The sequence below is a fragment of the Mycobacterium gastri genome (genome assembly GCF_002102175.1).
Taxonomy (GTDB): domain Bacteria; phylum Actinomycetota; class Actinomycetes; order Mycobacteriales; family Mycobacteriaceae; genus Mycobacterium; species Mycobacterium gastri.
This window is the reverse complement of sequence record NZ_LQOX01000009.1, coordinates 17,608-37,909: the sequence shown is the minus strand read 5'-3', so window position 1 is coordinate 37,909 and position 20,302 is coordinate 17,608. Positions and strand designations below refer to the sequence as shown.

6 protein-coding genes, 1 tRNA gene and 1 pseudogene are annotated in these 20,302 nt (G+C 66.1%); 3 read left to right on the top strand and 5 right to left on the bottom strand.

Annotated elements, in window-relative coordinates:
• Window positions 1–3,781, bottom strand: a 3,781-nt coding sequence (locus AWC07_RS01745; RefSeq protein ID WP_085104925.1) for a PE family protein, incomplete at its 3' end; no start/stop codon positions are given.
• 440 nt (window positions 3,782–4,221) lie between these two features.
• Between AWC07_RS01745 and AWC07_RS29640 the strand changes: the two genes are divergently transcribed.
• Window positions 4,222–14,316, top strand: coding sequence for a PPE family protein (locus AWC07_RS29640; protein WP_085104924.1), 10,095 nt, complete (start codon window positions 4,222–4,224; stop codon window positions 14,314–14,316).
• 56 nt (window positions 14,317–14,372) lie between these two features.
• The gene (locus tag AWC07_RS01735; protein ID WP_036417774.1) at window positions 14,373–15,560 is read left to right on the top strand and encodes a sensor histidine kinase; all 1,188 of its coding nucleotides are present in this window, start codon (window positions 14,373–14,375) and stop codon (window positions 15,558–15,560) included.
• Window positions 15,561–15,611: 51 nt separating this feature from the next.
• Here AWC07_RS01735 and AWC07_RS01730 read toward each other — a convergent pair whose 3' ends face one another.
• The 3 genes from AWC07_RS01730 to AWC07_RS01720 all read right to left on the bottom strand — a co-directional run bounded on the left by AWC07_RS01730 (window position 15,612) and on the right by AWC07_RS01720 (window position 18,364).
• Entirely contained in the window at window positions 15,612–16,259 is a 648-nt protein-coding gene (locus AWC07_RS01730) for a response regulator transcription factor (RefSeq protein ID WP_036417772.1), read from the bottom strand.
• A gap of 201 nt (window positions 16,260–16,460) precedes the next feature.
• On the bottom strand, window positions 16,461–16,991 hold the full coding sequence (locus tag AWC07_RS01725) for a YbhB/YbcL family Raf kinase inhibitor-like protein (protein ID WP_036417770.1): 531 nt from the start codon (window positions 16,989–16,991) through the stop codon (window positions 16,461–16,463).
• Window positions 16,992–17,011: 20 nt separating this feature from the next.
• Entirely contained in the window at window positions 17,012–18,364 is a 1,353-nt protein-coding gene (locus AWC07_RS01720; RefSeq protein ID WP_036417768.1) for a M20/M25/M40 family metallo-hydrolase, read from the bottom strand.
• 117 nt (window positions 18,365–18,481) lie between these two features.
• Between AWC07_RS01720 and AWC07_RS01715 the strand changes: the two genes are divergently transcribed.
• Window positions 18,482–18,567 (top strand) — tRNA-Leu (locus tag AWC07_RS01715).
• Here the strand turns inward: AWC07_RS01715 and AWC07_RS01710 are convergent.
• Window positions 18,549–20,191 (bottom strand): annotated as a pseudogene (locus tag AWC07_RS01710) (recombinase family protein). The gene AWC07_RS01715 and the pseudogene AWC07_RS01710 overlap by 19 nt on opposite strands.
• Window positions 20,192–20,302 lie beyond the last annotated feature (111 nt).

Sequence of the window (20,302 nt, the reverse complement as noted above, 5' to 3'; positions counted from 1 at the left end):
CGGTGCCGCCGGCGCCGCCGGCCCCACCACCCAGGCCTCCGTCGGTGGGCGAGCCGCTGAACGTGCCCGCTTTCCCGGTGCCGCCGTTGCCCCCGGTGCCTCCGGTGCCGCCCTTGCCGCCAATGCCGTTCGCTCCGACCGTACCGCCGTCGGTTGCGGCGCCGCCAGCGCCGGCGGTGCCGCCGGTGCCGCCTTGCCCGCCATCGGCACCGTCGGCGCCGCTTGCGGTGTTGGTGCCGCCGACGCCCCCGGTGCCGCCTTGCCCGCCGTCGCCGCCTCGGCCAGCTTGGCCACCGCCGACCCCGCCGATGCCCGCACCACCATCACCGCCCTCGCCGCCGACACCGCCGCTACCGCCTGGTCCGCCAGCAGTGGGCGAGGTTCCGGACGCGCCGGCTTGGCCGGTACCACCCGTGCCGCCGGCGCCGCCGTTCCCGCCGTCACCGGCCGTGCCGTTCGCCCCGGCCGCGCCGCCATCGGTGCCGGTGCCGCCAGCGCCGGCAGCGCCGCCGGTGCCGCCTTGGCCACCGGGCCCGCCGTCACCGCCGTTAGTCGCGTTGTTGTTGCCGCCCGCGCCGCCCGCGCCGCCGTGGCCGCCGACGCCGCCCTGGCCACCTTGGCCACCGCCAACCCCGCCAATACCCGCACCACCGGCTCCGCCTTGCCCACCGGCGCCGCCCGCGGCGCCGCTACCTCCGTCGAGGGGGGACGGGCTGGGTCTCCCGATTTTGCCTACGCCGCCATCCCCGCCGGTGCCGCCGGTACCGCCGTCACCGCCGATACCCGCGGCACCACCGATGCCGCCGGTGCCGGCCACGCCAGCACCGCCTCCTGCGCCGCCGGTGCCGCCAGGACCGCCGGCGGTGGCGTTATAGCCGCCGTCGTCGTTGTATCCGGCGCCACCGGTTCCGCCGAGACCTCCTTGGCCACCGCGGCCGCCGCTACCGTTAGTTGCCCCAGTGACCGCGCTGCCCCCGGCACCGCCCTTGCCGCCGGCACCGCCGTCGCCACCGGCGCCACCGGTGTCGCCGATGTACGGGCGAGCACCGTTGGCGCCACTGCCGCCTTGGCCTCCGCGGCCGCCCTGACCGCCGTCTCCTGCAGTGTGACCGACGGTGGCGGTGGCACCGCCTTGCCCGCCCTCACCGCCCGCGCCGCCCGCGCCGCCCGCGCCGACGCCCTGGCCGGCGAAGCCGCCGGTGCCCGTCGCACCGCCTAGGCCGCCTTGCCCACCGGCACCGCCGGTGCCTCCGGTGCCGGCGTTGTCGGCGCCATCATCGGTGTAGCCCGCGCCACCGACACCACCTGCGCCGCCTTGGCCGCCCCGGCCGCCGCCGCCGTTGGTTGTCGCATTGTGAGTGGAGGCGTTGCCGCCCTGACCGCCCTGACCACCGTCACCGCCCTGGCCGCCGGTAGAGCCGGTTCCACCCGCCGGACCGGTGGCACCCTGGCCGCCCTGCCCGCCCTGGCCGCCAGCGCCGCCTTGACCTGAGGTGCCGCCGAAAGTCGAGCTGATGCCACCCTCTCCACCCCGGCCGCCGGCGCCGCCGGCGCCGGCCGTGCCGGCGGTGCCCCCGGTGCCGCCGGTGCCGGCCGCGCCCGCTGCGCCGCCCGTGCCTCCGGTGCCGCCGGTGCCGCCGGCGGTGGCGTTGTTGGTGCCGTCGTCGGCGTAGCCGATGCCACCCTGGCCGCCTCGTCCGCCGTTACCCCCGGCCCCGCCGGAACCGTTGATTCCGCCGTTACCGGCGCCGCCTAGGCCACCTTGGCCGCCCGCTCCGCCCTTGCCGCCGGTGGAGCCGGTGTCAAGGGGGGTGGCCGCGGTGGAACCGGTGGCGCCGGCGCCGCCGTCGCCGCCCGCGCCGCCCCGGCCGCCGGTGCCGGCGGTGCCGTCCGCGCCGCCGTCGATTCCGGAGCCGGCCGCCCCGGCCGCGCCTCCGGCGCCGCCTTTGCCCCCATCGGCACCATCGCTTCCGGTGCCGAAGGTGTTGGCACCGCCCTGGCCCCCCTGGCCGCCCTGGCCACCGACGCCACCCTGCCCGCCTTGGCCGCCGCCAACCCCGCCGATGCCCGCACCACCCGTGCCGCCCTGGCCGCCAGCGCCGCCGTCGCCGCCTTGGCCACCGGCGCTCGGCGAGCCGCCGGATACGCCGGGCTGGCCGGTGCTGCCGTAGCCACCGACGCCACCTGTGCCGCCTTTGCCCCCCGTGCCGATCGTGCCTGCCGCACCACCGTCGGTCCCGGAGCCGGCCGCCCCGGCGGTGCCGCCGGTGCCGCCCTGTCCGCCGGCGGCGCCGCTACCGCCGGCGGCTCCGGTATCGGAACCGCCCTGGCCGCCCTGGCCGCCCTGGCCACCGATACCGCCCTGTCCGCCGGCGCCACCACCCACACCGCCAATACCCGCGCCACCCGCGCCACCAGTGCCGCCGGTGCCGCCTTGGCCGCCCTGAAGTCCCGCGGTCGGCGCGCTCGGGTCGCTAGCACCGGCCTGGCCGGCCGCGCCGGTGCCGCCGGTGCCGCCGGTGCCGCCGACACCACCTCTACCCGCGCTGCCCGCGGTCCCACCGAACCCAACGGCCGCGCCGCCCGCGCCAGCCGCCCCGCCGGTGCCGCCGGTGCCGCCCTGGCCGCCCTGGTCACCCAGGCCCAGGGCGACGCCGCCCGCCCCGCCGGTGCCACCCGCTCCGCCGGTACCGCCGCGACCGCCGTCGCCCGAGATGCCGATCCACGCACGACCTCCGGCCCCGCCGGCACCGGCGGCGCCGCCGGATGCACCCGTATTGCCCTGCTGACCGGCGGGGCCGGCGGCGCCTGCCCCGCCGATGCCGCCATCCCCGCCGGTCCCACCCTGACCGCCGAATCCGAACACACCGGCGTTCCCGCCGTTGCCGCCAGCCCCGCCAGCACCACCATCCACGCCGGCAGCGCCGGCGGCACCGGTCCCTCCCGCTCCTCCGGCGCCCCCGAAGCCGATCAACGCGGCGTTGCCGCCGGCCCCGCCGCCACCAGCACCCACACCGCCGGTCCCGCCAGCCCCGCCGACGCCACCATCACCAAAAAGCAACCCGCCACGACCGCCGGCACCTCCGTTACCGCCGTAACCGCTAAGGTCGCTCCCGCCGGCTCCACCGGCGCCACCCTTCCCGATCAACGGGGCAACACCACCGGCGCCACCGGCACCGCCGGCGGCCCCACCAGCTCCGCCGTGCCCACCGGAGCCCAGCAGCCACCCACCACGGCCGCCGGACCCGCCGGTCGCACCGGCCCCACCGGTCCCGCCGCTGCCGCCATTACCGATGAAGCCAGCGTCACCGCCGGCACCGCCGGCCTGTCCGGCTGCACCCGACCCGCCGTCGCCGCCGTTGCCCAACAAGATCCCGCCGGCCCCGCCGCTTGCCCCGGAGCCCGGCGCCCCGTCGGCGCCGTTGCCGATCAATGGACGACCCACCAGCGCTTCGGTGGGCGCGTTGATCACATTGAGCAGCGGCTGCAGGGGCGATACGTTGGCTGCCTCAGCGGTCGCATAAGCGCCCGAACTCGAATTGAGGGCCTGCACGAACTGGTCGTGAAACGCCGTCATCTGAGCGCTCAAGCTCTGATAGGCCTGGCCATGTCCGGAAAATAGCGACGCCACCGCCGCCGAGACCTCATCGGCACCCGCCGCCAACACCGCCGTGGTCGGGGCCGCTACCGCCGCATTTGCCGAACGCAACGACGAACCGATACCCACCACATCAGCTGCCGCCGCCGCCAGCGCTTGCGGGCTTGCCAACACGAACGACATCACTTCGATCCCCTTTGTTCGAACGCATTTCGCGACGAAGCCAGTACTCCACCGACCACCCTCACCCCACCGGCGCCAAAGCACCCTCGGCCAAACGGCGGATTCGAGAGATGAAATTTCCTCCCCCTATCGGAGGAGAACAACACCGCCGCCAGCAGCGCGCAGGCGTTGCAACAAGTCGGTAACAGTGCCCGAACAACGTTCTCGCAGTGGATGTTTCATGTAGTCAAACGTCCCGCCCCGGCTCCGTTGCCAATACCGCCGTGGGCCGGGGATCAACCAAGGGGCCGGTTGCGGATTCCCGGAAATTCACTTGGATCGCGGTGATACTGTCTGGCGCAGCCAAGCAGTTGTTCGGTGACACAGCGACTGTCGCACGGACACAACGACACCGGCCGCCAAGGCGGCGCCAGCCATCTGCTTCGACTTTGGGAGACATGATGGATTTCCCGGGGCTACCGCCGGAGCGCAATTCGGGGCATATGTTTGCTGGCGCGGGGGCGGCGCCGATGCTGGCGGCGGCCGGGGCCTGGCAGGGGTTAGCCGCCGAGCTGGCTTCATCCGCAGCCGCATTTTCGTCGCTGACCTCTGGGCTGGCGGGTTCGTCGTGGCAGGGCCCGGCCTCGGCGGCGATGGTGGATGCGGCCGCACCCTATGTGGGGTGGTTGAGTGCGGCGGCGATCCAAGCCGAGCAGGCGGCCGCCCAGGCCCGGTTGGCGGCGGCCGCGTTCGAGGCGGCGCAAGCGGCGACCGTGCATCCGGCGATCATTTCGGCCAACCGCGCTCAGTTTGTATGGCTGGTGGGCTCGAACCTGCTGGGGCAAAACGCGCCGGCGATCGCCGCCGCCGAGGCTGACTATGAGCAGATGTGGGCCCAGGATGTGGCCGCAATGTTCGACTATCACGCCGAGGCTTCGGCGGTCGCCTCAGCGCTGACTCCATTCACCCGGGCGCCGGCGGTAGCCCTCGCACCCGCCGCGGCAGCCGCGGCAGCCGCGGCAGCCGCCCAGGCTGTAGTCGACCCGCTCAGTGGGGCGGGCTTCAACCTGGGCGCCGCAAACGTGGGCAGCGGAAACGTCGGTAACGGCAACATCGGCGATTTCAATCTCGGCTCCGGGAACGTCGGCAGCCGAAACATCGGCAGCGGAAACATCGGCAGCGGGAACATCGGGTTCGGAAACACCGGTCCCTCGTTCACAGCAGCCGTCCGCAACTTCGGCTTCGGCAACACTGGCAGCGACAACATCGGCTTCGGCAACACCGGTGACGGCAACATCGGCTTCGGCAACACCGGTAACGGCAACATCGGCATCGGGCTCAGCGGCGACGGCCAGTTCGGCTTCGGCGCCCTGAACTCGGGCACCGGCAACGTCGGCCTGTTCAACTCCGGCACCAACAACATCGGCATCGGCAACTCCGGCACCGGAAACTGGGGCATCGGCAACACCGGCAGCTACAACACCGGCATCGGCAACGCGGGCAGCACCAACACCGGCCTATTCAACGCCGGGGTAGCTAACACCGGCATTGCCAGCGCGGGCAACTACAACACGGGCAACTACAACACGGGCAGCGCCAACACCGGCAGCTTCAACCGTGGCAGTTACAACACCGGCTTTTTGAACAGTGGCGACTACAACACCGGCGTGGCAAACACCGGCAATGTCGACACCGGCGCTTTGATCTCGGGCAATTACAGCAATGGCCTGTTGTGGCGAGGAGATTACCAGGGCCTGTGGTTTGGGGCTCCGGGCTTCGGAAACTCAACCGACATCCCGTCGTCGGGCTTCTTCAACACCGGTTCTGGTAGTTCATCGGGCGTCGCAAACTCGGGCGCCAATAATTCGGGCTTCGTCAACTCATCGGATGTCGGGGTCTCGGGCTACCTCAACACCGGTGCGCTGGAATCGGGCCTGGTGAACTCGGGCAACACCGTCTCGGGTTTGTTCAATGCCAGTCTGCTGAGCATCGCGACGCCGGCGTTTGTCTCGGGTGTCCTCAACACCGGCAGCAACATGTCCGGCATCCTCGGCGGGCCGTCGACGGGAAACTTTGGCTTTGCCAACCAGGGCGTGTCGAACATTGGCAACGCAAACATCGGGGACTCTAACTACGGCAGCGGAAACATTGGCAGCTCGAATATCGGCAGAGGTAACGTTGGCAGCTCGAATATCGGCAGCGGAAACATCGGCAACACAAATATCGGCAGCGGAAACATCGGCGACGGGAACCTCGGCTTCGGAAGCCACGGCATTGACAACTTCGGCTTCGGAAACCTTGGCGATTACAACCTGGGCAGCGGGAACTTCGGCAACCGCAACCGGGGCTTCTGGAACGCCGGCGACAACAATGTTGGCTTCGCCAACGCGGGCGACAATAACGTCGGCTTTGCAAACACCGGCAGCAACAACATCGGCGTCGGGCTCACGGGCGACGGACAAGTCGGGTTCGGGGCGCTCAACTCGGGCAGCGGCAACATCGGCTTGTTCAACTCCGGCACCGGCAACATCGGCTTCTTCAACTCCGGAACCTCAAACGTCGGCATCGGAAACCCCGGCAGCGGCAACTGGGGCATTGGCAACACCGGCCTTGGCAACACCGGCATCGACAACACGGGCAGCTATAACACGGGCCCCTGGAACTCGGGTACCGCCAATACCGGCCTCGCCAATGCCGGCAGCTACAACACCGGCTTCCTCAACGCGGGCGCCACCAACACCGGCAGCTACAACGCGGGCCAGCACAACACGGGCGGGTTCAACCCGGGCAATTACAACACCGGCCACTACAACCCAGGAAATGTTGACACCGGCGCTTTCATCACGGGCAATAACAGTAACGGCTTTTTCGTATCTGGCGACAATCAAGGCCAGATTAGCGTCGATGTCGCGATCAATATTCCCACCGTCCCCATCGACATCGAGTCTTTTAATCCCATAAACCAGGTAATTGTTGTCGGCGGGCAGGTGTACACGTTCCCGGGTTATACGTACCCCAAAACATATTTCCTGGACGGTGACTTCTATTTAGGCCCGGTCAAAATCTCGTCCTCCACGCTCACCGCTCCCACAGTGACAATTGCCATCGGCGGACCAAGTACGTCGATAGACGCCACGGTCGTCGGCGCCTTGCAGGGTGGGACGATCCAGATCATCGATATACCGGCGGCGCCGGGGTTCGGGAACTCGACAACCAGCCCGTCGTCGGGCTTCTTCAACTCCGGCACCGGTAGCGCATCGGGCTTCGGTAACGTCGGCGCCAACAATTCGGGCTTCCGCAACGTTTCCTTCGGCAGCGCGGGGGTCTCGGGTTACCGAAACGTCGGCTCCCTGGAGTCGGGCGTGGCCAACTTGGGCAACACCATCTCGGGCTTCTACAACACCAGCACCCAAGACCTCGCCACCGCGGCCAATATCTCCGGCTTCGCAAACATCGGCACCAACCTGGCGGGCGCTCTTCGTGACAGCGCAACCGGGCCGGTCTTCAACGTGGGCCTGGGAAATATCGGTGCCCACAACCTGGGCAGCGGCAACCTCGGCGACCTCAACCTCGGCAGCGGCAACATCGGCGACCACAACGTCGGCAGCGGCAACATCGGCAGCGCCAATATCGGGTTCGCCAACACCGGCAGCGACAACCGCGGGTTCGCCAACGCAGGCAGCGCCAACATCGGCTTGGGTAACACCGGTGACGGCAACATCGGCTTCGGCAACACCGGTGACGGAAACATCGGCATCGGCCTCAGCGGCAACGGCCAGACCGGGTTCGGCGCCCTCAACTCCGGCACCGGCAACATCGGCCTGTTCAACTCCGGCACCAACAACATCGGCATCGGAAACTCCGGCAGCGGAAACTGGGGCATCGGCAACACCGGCAGCTACAACACCGGCATCGGCAACGCGGGCAGCACCAACACCGGCCTCTTCAACGCCGGCATCGCCAACACCGGCATCGCCAACGCGGGCAACTACAACACCGGCAACTACAACATCGGCGCCACCAACACCGGCAGCTTCAATCCCGGCAACTACAACAGCGGCCTACTCAACACCGGCAATTACAACACCGGCTTGGCCAACTCCGGCAGCATCGACACCGGCGCCCTCAACACCGGCGACATGGATAACGGCCTGTTGTGGCGGGGCGACAGCCAGGGCCTGATCGGCTTCAACTACACGATCCACATGCCAGAGATCGCATTGGACCTGCTTGCCACCATCCCGATCAATATCCCCATCAACGCCAGCTTCACCACCACCGTCTACAACGGCATAACGATCGACGACATCCCGTTCGGTACCACCGTTACGCTCGGTCCAATCCCAGTCCTGGAAGGCACGATTAACTCCCTCACCATTCCGCCCATCTATGCCAGTGGCCCCACGCCGGCAATCCAGATTGGGAATCCTGACGGTTCGACCGTGATGGTCATCCCGGTCTTCGCCAGCCTCGGCCCCGCCGACTGGACATTCATCGACTTGGGCGGCGCCCCAGGATATGGAAACTCGACAACCAGCCCGTCGTCGGGCTTCTTCAACTCCGGCACCGGCACCGCCTCGGGCCTCGGCAACGTCGGCGCCAATAACTCAGGCTTGTGGAACTTGGCCTCCGGCAGCTCAGGACTTTCGGGCTACAGGAACGTCGGTGCCCTGGTATCCGGCGCGGCGAACTGGGGCAACACCGTGTCAGGATTCCTCAACACGAGCACGCTGGACCTCGCGACGCCAGCCAATGTCTCGGGCTTGGGCAACATCGGCGCCAACCTCGCGGGCCTATACCGTGACAACGCGGACGGGATGAGGACCTTTAACCTGGGCCTCGCAAACGACGGCGCCTTAAACGTCGGCTTCGCAAACATCGGCTCACACAATTTCGGCTCCGGAAACGTCGGTGACTCCAACTTCGGCAGCGGAAACGTCGGCGATCACAACCTGGGCGGCGCGAACATCGGCAGCTTCAATGTCGGCTTCGGAAACCACGGCTCACATAATTTCGGCTCCGGGAACCTTGGCGACTACAACATTGGCTCGGGAAACCTCGGCGACTACAACCGCGGTTTCGGCAACGCAGGCAACGCCAACAGCGGCTTAGCGAACACCGGCAACTCCAATATCGGCTTTGCGAACACCGGCAGCAACAATATCGGCATCGGGCTCACCGGCGACGGGGAAATCGGGTTCGGCGCGCTGAACTCCGGCAGCGGCAACAGCGGCCTGTTCAACTCGGGCACCGGCAACATCGGCTTGTTCAACTCGGGCACCGGCAACGTCGGCATCGGCAACTCGGGCACCGGAAACTGGGGCGTCGGCAATAGCGGCAACACCAACACGGGTTTCTTCAACTCCGGCCACGTCAATACCGGCTTCGCCGACTCCGGCAACGGGAATACCGGGCTCGGCAACACGGGCGACTACAACTCTGGCAGCTTCAACACCGGCAGCTTCAACACCGCGGGCTTCAACCCGGGTTCGTACAACACGGGCTACTCGAATACGGGCAACTACAATACAGGCTTTGCAAACTCGGGAGATGTCAACACTGGTTTCATCAATTCCGGCAGCTATAACAATGGCATCTTATGGCGGGGCGATTACCAAGGCCTGACGGGCTACAACTACACCATCTATATCCCCGATACCGCCATTCCGGTGGACTTCTACGTGAGTATCCCCATCAACATCCCGATAAGCGTGACACTCGGCACCCTGACCATTCAGGGCTTCACCATTCCCAAATACACCGCCGACATCAACGTCCTGGGCACCGGAACCACACAAGCTATCAGCGTTGGTCCCATTACGTTCGGCGATATCGCGATTACCTTTCGCTCCACCGACGCCCTCATCGGCGGCCCAACCACCGCGATAACTATCGACGGCACTGGCGGCATCGGTCCCATCGCCATCCCGGTCATCGACGTTCCGGCGGCTCCCGGCTACGGAAACACGACCAGCGTCCCGTCGTCGGGCTTGTTCAACTCCGGCACCGGCAGCGCATCGGGCTTCGGCAACGTCGGCGCCAACAACTCCGGTTTCTTCAACTCGGCGACCGGCGGCTCAGGAATCTCGGGCTACAAGAACGTCGGCGACCTGGTATCGGGCATGGCGAACTTCGGCAACACCGTGTCGGGATTCCTCAACGTGAGCACGCTGGACCTCGCGACGCCGGCCAATGTGTCAGGCGTCGCGAACACGGGCACCAACCTCGCGGGTTTCTTCGGCAATTTCACGGTTTCAAACCTGGGTGTCGCAAACAACGGCAGCTTCAACCTGGGCAGCGGGAACACCGGCGACTACAACCTCGGTAGCGGAAACTTTGGAAGCGGAAACGTCGGCGGCGCAAACATCGGCGGCTCCAACATCGGCTTCGGAAACTACGGCGTACACAACATCGGCTCCGGGAACCTGGGCGACTACAACATCGGTCCGGCAAACTTCGGCGACCACAACCGCGGTTTCGGCAACGCGGGCAACGGCAATACCGGTTTTGCGAACACCGGCGAGAACAATATCGGCTTTGCCAACACCGGCAGCAACAACATCGGCATCGGGCTCACGGGTGACGGCGAAATCGGGTTCGGTGCGCTGAACTCGGGCAGCGCCAACATCGGCTTGTTCAACTCCGGCACCGGAAACATCGGCTTCTTCAACTCCGGCACCGGCAACGTCGGCATAGGAAACTCGGGCACCGGCAACTGGGGTATCGCCAATGCGGGCACCGCAAACACCGGCATCGAGAACACCGGCGGCTACAACGCAGGTCTGTGGGACTCGGGGACCGGCAACACCGGCATCGCCAATGCGGGCACCTACAACACGGGCGGCTACAACACGGGCAGCGCGAACACCGGCATCGTTAACCCGGGCAACTACAACACGGGCCTGGCAAACACGGGCAGCACCAACACCGGCAGCTTCAACGCCGGCGACTACAACACGGGCTTGCTCAACACCGGTAACTACAACACGGGCCTGGCGAACACGGGCAATGTCAACACCGGGGCTTTCAATGCGGGCAATTACAGCAACGGCTTCTTCTGGCGGGGTGACTACCAGGGCCTGTATGGTTTCCACGCCGGAATCTATATTCCGGAATTCTCGGTCCTGGACATGGACCTGGCGATCCCCATCAATTTCCCCATCACTCTCGATAGATCGAACATTGTCCTCGGCCCCATCGTTATTCAACCAATCACCATCAGCGTCCTCGACTCGTCGTATCTCAGCATCACCTTCGCCACCATCTCCATCCCGGCCCTCACCGGCATCTTGCCCAACATTGATGTGCTCGTTGGCGGACCAGATACCTCGATACCGATCGCTATCTCCAGCGGCTTTGGCCCCATCGACATCACGTTCATCGATGTACCGGCGGCGCCGGGATTCGGGAACTCGACAACCAACCCGTCGTCGGGCTTCTTCAACTCCGGCACCGGCAGCGCGTCCGGCTTCGGCAACGTCGGCGCCAACAACTCGGGCTTCCGCAACGTTTCGCTTGCCAGCACCGGAGTCTCGGGCTACCGAAACGTCGGCTCCATGGAATCGGGCATCGCCAACTTCGGCAACACCATCTCTGGCTTGTTCAACACGAGCACGCAGGACTTCGCGACGGCGGCCAATGTCTCCGGCTTCGCAAACATCGGCACCAACCTGAGCGGCGTGTTCCACAACAGCAGCGCCGCGGCCGGGCGGTTCTTCAACCTTGGCTTGGCAAACGCCGGCCAACTCAACGTGGGTTTCGGAAACACAGGGGACTTCAACCTGGGCAACGGCAACCTCGGCGACCTCAACTTCGGCAGCGGCAACATCGGCGACCACAACGTCGGCAGCGGAAACATCGGCAGCGCCAACATCGGGCTCGGCAACACCGGTGACCACAACACCGGGCTCGGCAACACCGGCAGCGCCAACATCGGCTTGGGCAACACCGGTGACGGCAACATCGGCTTCGGCAACACCGGTGACGGAAACATCGGCATCGGCCTCAGCGGCAACGGCCAGACCGGGTTCGGCGCCCTCAACTCGGGCACCGGCAACATCGGCCTGTTCAACTCCGGCACCAACAACATCGGCATCGGAAACTCCGGCACCGGAAACTGGGGCATCGGCAACACCGGCAGCTACAACACCGGCATCGGCAACCCAGGCCGCGCCAACACCGGCCTCTTCAACGCCGGCATCGCCAACACCGGCATCGCCAACGCGGGCAACTACAACACCGGCAACTACAACACCGGCGCCACCAACACCGGCGGCTTCAACCCCGGAGCCACCAACACCGGCTGGTTCAACACCGGCGACTACAACACCGGCTTTGCCAACTCCGGCAACATCGACACCGGTGCTTTTAACACCGGCGACATGGACAACGGCCTGTTCTGGCGGGGCGACAGCCAGGGCCTGATCGGTGCGTATTACGCAATCACCGTTCCCGAAATCCCCGCGTCCTTCGATGTTCAGATCCCCATCAATATCCCCATCAGTGTCGGCATCACCGATATCAATATCAACGCCTTCACCATTCCTAAAGTCACCTTCAGTGGCTTGGACGACGGCCTCGGCGGTGAAGTGGTCGGCTACTTCGGCCCGGTCAGTGTCTACGGCGCCCAGACCGGCGACCCCATCGTAATTTCCTTTGGCGATCAACCCACTGTGGCAATCAACGTGGGCAACCCGGACGGTTCAACGGTGATAGGCATACACGGCGCGGGCGGTTTCGGCCCCATCACCATCCCGTTCATCAACGTCCCGGCGGCTCCGGGATACGGAAACTCGACAAGCAGCCCGTCTTCAGGCTTCTTCAACTCCGGCAGCGGCAGCGCATCCGGCCTGGGGAATTTCGGAGCCAACAATTCGGGCATTTTCAATTTCTCGTCCGGGCTTGCCGGAAACTCGGGTGTGCAAAACTACGGGTCGCTGCAATCGGGCTTCGCCAACTTTGGCAATACCGTCTCGGGCATCTACAACACGGGCACCCAGGGCCTCACATCGGCGGCCAATGTCTCGGGCTTTGCCAACGTCGGCGCCAATCTGGCCGGTGTGCTCCGGGACAGCGCAACCGGGACGATCTTCAACGTGGGCCTCGGAAACGAGGGTCAACTCAACCTGGGCTTCGGCAACATCGGCGCCTACAACCTGGGCAATGGAAACATCGGCGCCTACAACCTGGGCAGCGGAAATGTCGGCGACCACAACCTGGGCGGCGGCAACCTGGGCGACCTCAACTTTGGCAGCGGCAACATCGGCAGCGGCAACATCGGATTCGGCAACATCGGTGACGGCAACATCTGGTTCGGCAACACCGGCGGCGCCAACATCGGCTTCGGCAACACCGGTGACGGCAACATCGGCTTCGGCAACACCGGCGACGGAAACATCGGCATCGGGCTCAGCGGCGACGGCCTGACCGGCTTCGGCGCCCTCAACTCGGGCACCGGCAACGTCGGCCTGTTCAACTCGGGCACCAACAACATCGGCATCGGAAACTCGGGCACCGGAAACTGGGGCATCGGCAACTCCGGCAGCTACAACACCGGCATCGGCAACACCGGCAGCACCAACACCGGCCTCTTCAACGCCGGCAGCACCAACACCGGCATCGCCAACGCGGGCAGCACCAACACCGGCACCTACAACGCGGGTACCACCAACACCGGCAGCTTCAACCCTGGTGGCTACAACACCGGCTGGTTCAACCCGGGCGACTTCAACACGGGTTTGTTCAACACCGGTAACTCCAACACGGGCCTTGCCAACTCGGGCAATGTCGACACCGGCGCTTTCATTTCGGGCAACTACAGCAACGGCTTCTTTTGGAGAGGCGATTACCAGGGCCTGGTTTCTGTCTCGTACTTTTCGACCATTCCCGAAATCCCCTGGTACTACGACGTGAATGCTCCCATCGATATACCAATCATGGGCAGCGTCAGCGAAATCACCAGGGAAACGTACCACATTTCCGACGTTCCCATAAAAGTCCAATTGCAACAAACCATCTGCTACCCCTGGTACGAGCCGCCATTTTATAAATGCACCACTTACACAACCACCGTGTACGACGGCAGCATCGGCGGCTGGACAACGGATGCGTCCATTCTTCAACCCGCAATTTCCGTGAACAACGCTATTACCCAAACATTTGATCTCGCCGGCAGCGGAACCTCGGGTCCCTACACCTTCGGCTTTGGTTACCAGCAGAACCCGGGATTCTTCAATTCGACCACCGAACCCTCGTCCGGTTTCTTCAATTCCGGCAGCGGCAACGGATCGGGGTTCTTCAACTCCACAGCTGGTCCCGTGTCGGGCCTCGCAAACGACTTCGCCTACAGTTCGGGCTTCAGCAACGCTGGGGGCACCGGAAACTCGGGCTACATCAACTACGGCGCGTTGGAATCGGGCTTCGCGAACCTGGGCAACACCATCTCGGGCATTTTCAACACGAGCACACTGGACCTCACGGCGGCCGCCTTCGACTCGGGCATCGGAAACGTCGGCACCAACCTCTCGGGTTTCTTCAACAACGTTCCCCTGCCGTGACCGATCCAGGAGCGCAATTGCCACGCCGTTGGACACGACAGCAAGATAGGTAACCGATGAGCGGCACCGAGATCGAGCAGGTCCTGCGCAAACAGCGATTGCGCTCATTGCAGGCCGGGTCCATGCTTCGCGTCGGCGTGGTGGTCATCATGTTCGGCGCGATGTTGGCCGCCGCCGATTCGACTCGACTGCCCGCGCAGGCGGTGTTGTTGAGCGGCTACGCCGTCGTGACGATCGGCGCGCTGCTGGTTGCGTTTTCCGGTGTAAGTCATCTGTTCAACGACGACAGGGCACTGCTGACCCTCGCGCTGGCCGATGTCGGGGCCGTCTTCGGTTTTAAGCTGTTGTCACCCGGAGGCTACATTCCGCTATTGGTGATGGCGCTGCTGCCACGCCTGGTGGCCGTCGAGTTGTCGCTGCGACGGGCTGCTATCGTCCTGGCCGCGAGCCTGGCGGTCTTTACCGCATCGTTTGTTCAGGACCCCGTGATCTCGCCGAGGATTGGCCCGGGGGCAACGGCACTGATCGTGCTGATGTACGGATTTGTCTGCGGCACAGCCTTATTGGTGGTGGTCTTCCGGCTGCGGAATATCGGCGAAATGGTCGAACTTACGACCTCGCGCGAAGAGCTCCTCGCCGAAACGATGACCGCCTCGCAGGCGGAGCGCCGGCAGATATCGGAGTCGATCCATGACGGACCGTTGCAGGACGTGCTGGCGGCACGGCGTGACATCGCCAACTTCCTCAAGCAGGCCCCCGACGCGCCCCTCGAACATGCATTGTCCAGCCTGCAGGACGCCGCGAAGCTACTGCGCGAGGCGACCTTTGAGCTACACCCGGCACTGCTCGACCAGGTCGGCCTGGCCGCGGCGGTAGAAAAGCTCGCTTCGGTCACCGCGGCCCGGTCGGGCATAACGATCAGCACCGACATCGATTACCCGGACCCGAACGCGGTCGACCCGATCCTGTTCGGGGTGATCCGCGAGTTGGTGTCCAACGTGGCCCGTCATTCGCAGGCCACCGCGGCGACGGTGAAACTGGCGGTTGACCACGATGTTGCTCGTATCGACGTGGCGGACAACGGGATTGGGATAGCGGCCGATGCCGCGGCGCGCCGCCTCGCCCAGGGACACATCGGTCTTGCCGCACACCGGGCCCGGGTGCAAGCCGCTGGCGGCACGCTGACCATCGTCGATGAACCCGCAGGCGCGCACTTGCGTGTGGAGTTGCCGCTTCGGCACTGAGCGAGGCGGCCGGCCCGGTGACCGCCAGGCGAAATCGCCCGGGCGGCAAGCTCATTCGAGCAGTCGACGCCGCATCGCTTCGGCGACGGCAGCCCCCCGATCGGAAACACCGAGCTTTTCATACAGGCTGTGCACGTGCGTCTTGATCGTGCTGGACGCCAAATGGAGTCGTGACGCGATCTGCGGAACCGACAGCCCGTCCGCCATCATCGTGACCACCTGGGTCTCGCGCTCGGTCAGTAGTGTCGTCGCTCCCCTACCCCGCCGTTTGACTTCACCGGCCAGCCCGCCGGCTATCCCGGCCGGCAGGTACGAGCCGCCGTCGGCGCATGTGACCACGGCGCTCACGATCTCCTCGCTATCGGACTCCTTGGTCAGGAACCCCGAAGCGCCCTCGGCCAGAGCCTTGTAGACGACCGGGCTGTCGTCGAAGGCGCTCAGCAGCACCACGCGGGTGGGCAGCCCGTCACGGGCGATGGCGTGGGTGACCTCGATGCCGTCCAGTTCGGGCATCTTGTAGTCCAGAAGTGCGACCGTGGGCCGAAGTTGCCGGATGGCGTCCAGTGCCGCGCGACCGTCGCCCACCTGGGCGACGACCTCCACTCGCCCGCAGGCCTTCAGGGCGCGCACCACCCCTTGTCGCATTACCGGGTGATCGTCGGCGACGACGACCGTGACTCGATTGGTGCGATCGGCCATGGCTGCTCCAAGCGCTCTCGGCGAAGCTTTCCGGGCCCGCTGGGGACGGCCGGACGACTCCTCATTGTTGCTCCCGCGACCGGCCGGCGCGACGATTTACCCGACCCGACTTCTGCGACGGCGCGGCCAACCCCCGCGCCGCCTCGGGCAAACGGGGTGCGCCGGGCAGCCCAGCGATCCCGCCCCGAACGGCGGCGGCGGTTACGTCTGCTGGTAGGTCCCGTAGATGACGGCGCGGGCGATCGCGTGCTGGAACAGGTTGAAACCGAGGACGGCCGGGCTGGCGTCTTCGCTCAGATGCAGTTTCTCGACGTCCACCGCATGCACCGCAACGTAGTAGCGGTGCACACCGTGCCCGGGCGGCGGCGCGGCGCCGACATAGCGGCGCATACCGGCATCGTTGACCAGCGTCACTGCGCCGCCCGGCAGCTCGCGGCCGTCGCCGGCGCCTTCGGGCAGCTCGGTCACCTCGGCGGGCAGATTTGCCACCGCCCAGTGCCAGAACCCGGACAGCGTCGGGGCGTCGGGATCATAGACGGTGACCGCGAAGCTGCGGGTCTGCTTCGGAAAGCCCGACCAGCTCAGTTGCGGACTGGCGTCCTGTCCGCCCGCGCCCATGATCCCGCTGACCTGCGCGGTGCGCAGCGGCTGGCCGGTGCGCACCGAGTCCGAGGTCAGGCTGAAAGACGGCAGCTTGGGGAGTGCGGCATACGGATCGGGCGGTGTTGTCATGATCGGTCCTTTCGGGTGAATCAACAGTGGGTCAGGAAATGGGTTAGCACCTCGGTGCCGAACTTCAGCGCATCGATGGGTACCCGCTCATCGACACCGTGGAACAACGAGGTGAAATCCAGATCGGGCGGCAACCGCAGCGGGCTGAAGCCGAAGCAACGAATCCCCAAGCGCGCGAAGGCCTTTGCGTCGGTACCGCCGGACAGCATGTAAGGCACTATGCGGCCGTCGGGATCGACGGCCAGCACCGCGGCGTTCATGGCGTCGACCAGATCGCCGTCGAAGGTGGTCTCATACGACGGCAGGTCACGGATCCACTCCCGGGTGACGTCGGGGCCGATCAACTCGTCCACCTCGGCTTCGAATGCCGCCTGCCGGCCGGGCAGTACCCGGCAGTCCACCACCGCCTCCGCGGTTGCGGGGACAACGTTGGCCTTGTACCCGGCCTTGAGCATGGTGGGGTTCGCGGTGTCGTGCAGCACCGCCTTGAGCATGCGGGCCATCGGGCCGAGTTTGTCGATCACCCCGTCCAGGTCCGGCGAATCGGTATCGAAGCTGAGGCCGGTCTCCTCGCTGACGGCGGCCAGGAACTCGGCGACGGTGTCGGTGCATACCAGCGGAAATTGGTGACGGCCCAGCCGGGCGACCGCTTCCGCGACGGCGGTGACCGCGTTCTGGTCGTGCACCATCGAGCCGTGTCCGGCGCGGCCGCGTGCCGTCAGCCGCATCCATTGGATGCCCTTCTCGGCCGTCTCGATCAGATACAGGCGGCGGTCACCGCCGTCGCGGCTCGGCACGGTCAAGGAGAAGCCGCCGACTTCTCCGATCGCCTCGCTGACGCCGTCGAACAGATCGGGCCGGTTGTCGACCAACCACTGCGCGCCGTATTTGCCGCCGTGCTCCTCGTCGGCCACGAAGGCGAACACCAGATCCCGCGGCGGCACGATGCCGGCGCGCCGCAGATGGCGGGCGACCACGATCATCATGCCGATCATGTCCTTCATGTCGACCGCGCCGCGGCCCCAGACATAGCCGTCTTCGATCGCGCCGGAAAACGGGTGCACGCTCCAATCGGCCGGTTCGGCCGGCACCACGTCCAGATGCCCGTGGATGAGCAACGCGCCCCGGGAACCGGCTTGACCCTTGGGGCCGGCCAGCCGGGCGAACACGTTGCCGCGCCCGGGCGCCCCGGATTCCACATATTCCGGCTGGTAGCCGGCCTCGGCGAGCTGCTCGGCCACCCAGTGCGCGCACTCGGCCTCGCCTTTGGCGGTTTCCGGGTCCCCGGTGTTGGTGGTGTCGAACCGGATCAACCTGCTGACAACCTCGGCAACGTCATCGCCCGCACCTGTCACAGTCACCTTTCCTACCACTCCCGACGCACTTGTGACGCGCTCCGCCCATCCGGATCCAACGGCGAGCCGCGAGCCCGGTTGGGCTGACGCGAGCCGATCGGATAGCCTTAGCTGCCAACCCATGCGAGTGGTTTTGTCCGAGTGGCGGAATGGCAGACGCGCTAGCTTGAGGTGCTAGTGCCCTACTAATGGGCGTGGGGGTTCAAGTCCCCCCTCGGACACATCCGGCGACACGACTCAAATCGGCCGTCGCCTTGACCCGCTGCAGGTACGGGTCATAGTCGAGACGCAAACCCAGGCTTAAGTACAGGTCAGCGCGTTCTTTGGGGGTTGCTTCGCCAAGCACGGCTGACAGCCCACCCAGCTCGTCGACCAGCTCGGAAATCTGTGCGGAAGATAAGACGCGGGGTTTTTCGACTCGCTCAAGGCGGGCCTTCAGCTCGTCGCGCTCGGCGGTGCGGCGACGCAACCTAGCGGTCAAGTCCTCGACGGCCACGCCAGACTCCAGGGCAGTGACCAAGGCCGCGACCTTACTATTCGCCTCGCTGAGCTGGCGCTGCAACGCGGCATAGCCGGCTGCCGGGTCCACGTCCTGCCCGTGCGCCAGTTCTTCCGGATCGGCCAGGGAGGCGATCCATGCGTCGAGTCGCGGTGTCAGCTCGTCTTCACGGAGGTAGACGGTGCGCGGATGATCGCTGAGGTCTACAGGTACCGAACGGGACTTACCCAGCTCACAGCGGTAGAGGATGCGGGTCGTTTGTTTCCCGACGCGGGCGGCGCCCTGCATCCGCCGTCCGCAGGCGGCGCAGAACAGCAGCCCGCGCAGCGCATAGGGCACCGTCGAATCCCTGCTGCAGACCAGGCCCGGACCCCGCCGCGCCTGTGTCCGAAGGCGAACAGCCTGAGCCGAATCGTCAGAAATCAGCGCTTCGTGCGTGCGGCGGTCCGGTGCGATCCAGTCGGCCTGATCACGCCACCGCATGCGCGTCTCGTACCCAGCGGCGACATCGTCAGGGTTGACCAGCACCTCGTATTTCTCCTGCTTGCCCCACACTCGGACGCCGAGATATGCCGGGTTGTCGAGGATGGCGCGGATCGCCGAATGCGACCAACCACGCGGGTCGCGGTGGCGATTGCGTGCCGGGTCGTACTGGCTCGGTGACGGCACGCCATCGTCGGTGAGCCGTTGCGCGATGTAGCGCAGGCCGGCACCATCGGCGTACATGCGGTAGATCCGCTCGACCACCGGAGATGTCGCAGGGTTAGGTTCCAGGCGGTGCAGTCGCTGACCCAGACTTGCCTTCGCAGGGTTCGGGTGCGGGCCGGCATCGACGAGCCGGTAACCGTAGGGTGGGCGGCCACCGAGATATCTATTCGTGTCCTGCGCGAGTGCTGACATCGCCGTGCGGACACGCATTTGGATGCGCGCACGCTCCCCCTTGCTCATGCCGCCGAACAGCGTCATCACCAAATCGTGTGCCTCGGAGCCCGGATCGACCGCTCCGCCGACCTCGGGCACCCACAGGCCGACGCCGTAGTGGGTGAGTACCGGGAAGGTCAGCGCGAACTGCGGCCCGTAGAACGCCCGGGCGGGTTCTCCGATGACGACGGCATCGAAGCCACGGTCACGAGAGGCGACATCAGCAAGGAGCCGTGATGCCTCTGGCCGGCGCTTCCACGGCAGCGAACGGCTCTGTCCCACATCGAAATAGTCAGTGACGAGGGTTCCGCCGTGCGGAGTGATCAAGTCCGTCGCGCGCGCCGCTTCTGCCAGCTGCGGCTGGCCTCCGGATCTTGCGCGTCCTCCGTGCTCACTCGGCCATAGAAGGCGAACTTCAGACTCACGCCACTCCCTTATCTGATCCGAGCATCCGGTCCCGCACAGCCAGTATCACGTGTACGAGCGCTCGGTTGGCCTCGCGCGGAAGTCGATAGTGGCTGGGCTCGTCAATCTCA

Coding starts and splice junctions, on each gene's coding strand:
- AWC07_RS01735 (WP_036417774.1), top strand. CDS start 14,373: ATGAGCGGCACCGAGATCGAGCAGGTCCTGCGCAAACAGCGATTGCGC.
- AWC07_RS01725 (WP_036417770.1), bottom strand. CDS start 16,991: ATGACAACACCGCCCGATCCGTATGCCGCACTCCCCAAGCTGCCGTCT.
- AWC07_RS29640 (WP_085104924.1), top strand. CDS start 4,222: ATGGATTTCCCGGGGCTACCGCCGGAGCGCAATTCGGGGCATATGTTT.
- AWC07_RS01730 (WP_036417772.1), bottom strand. CDS start 16,259: ATGGCCGATCGCACCAATCGAGTCACGGTCGTCGTCGCCGACGATCAC.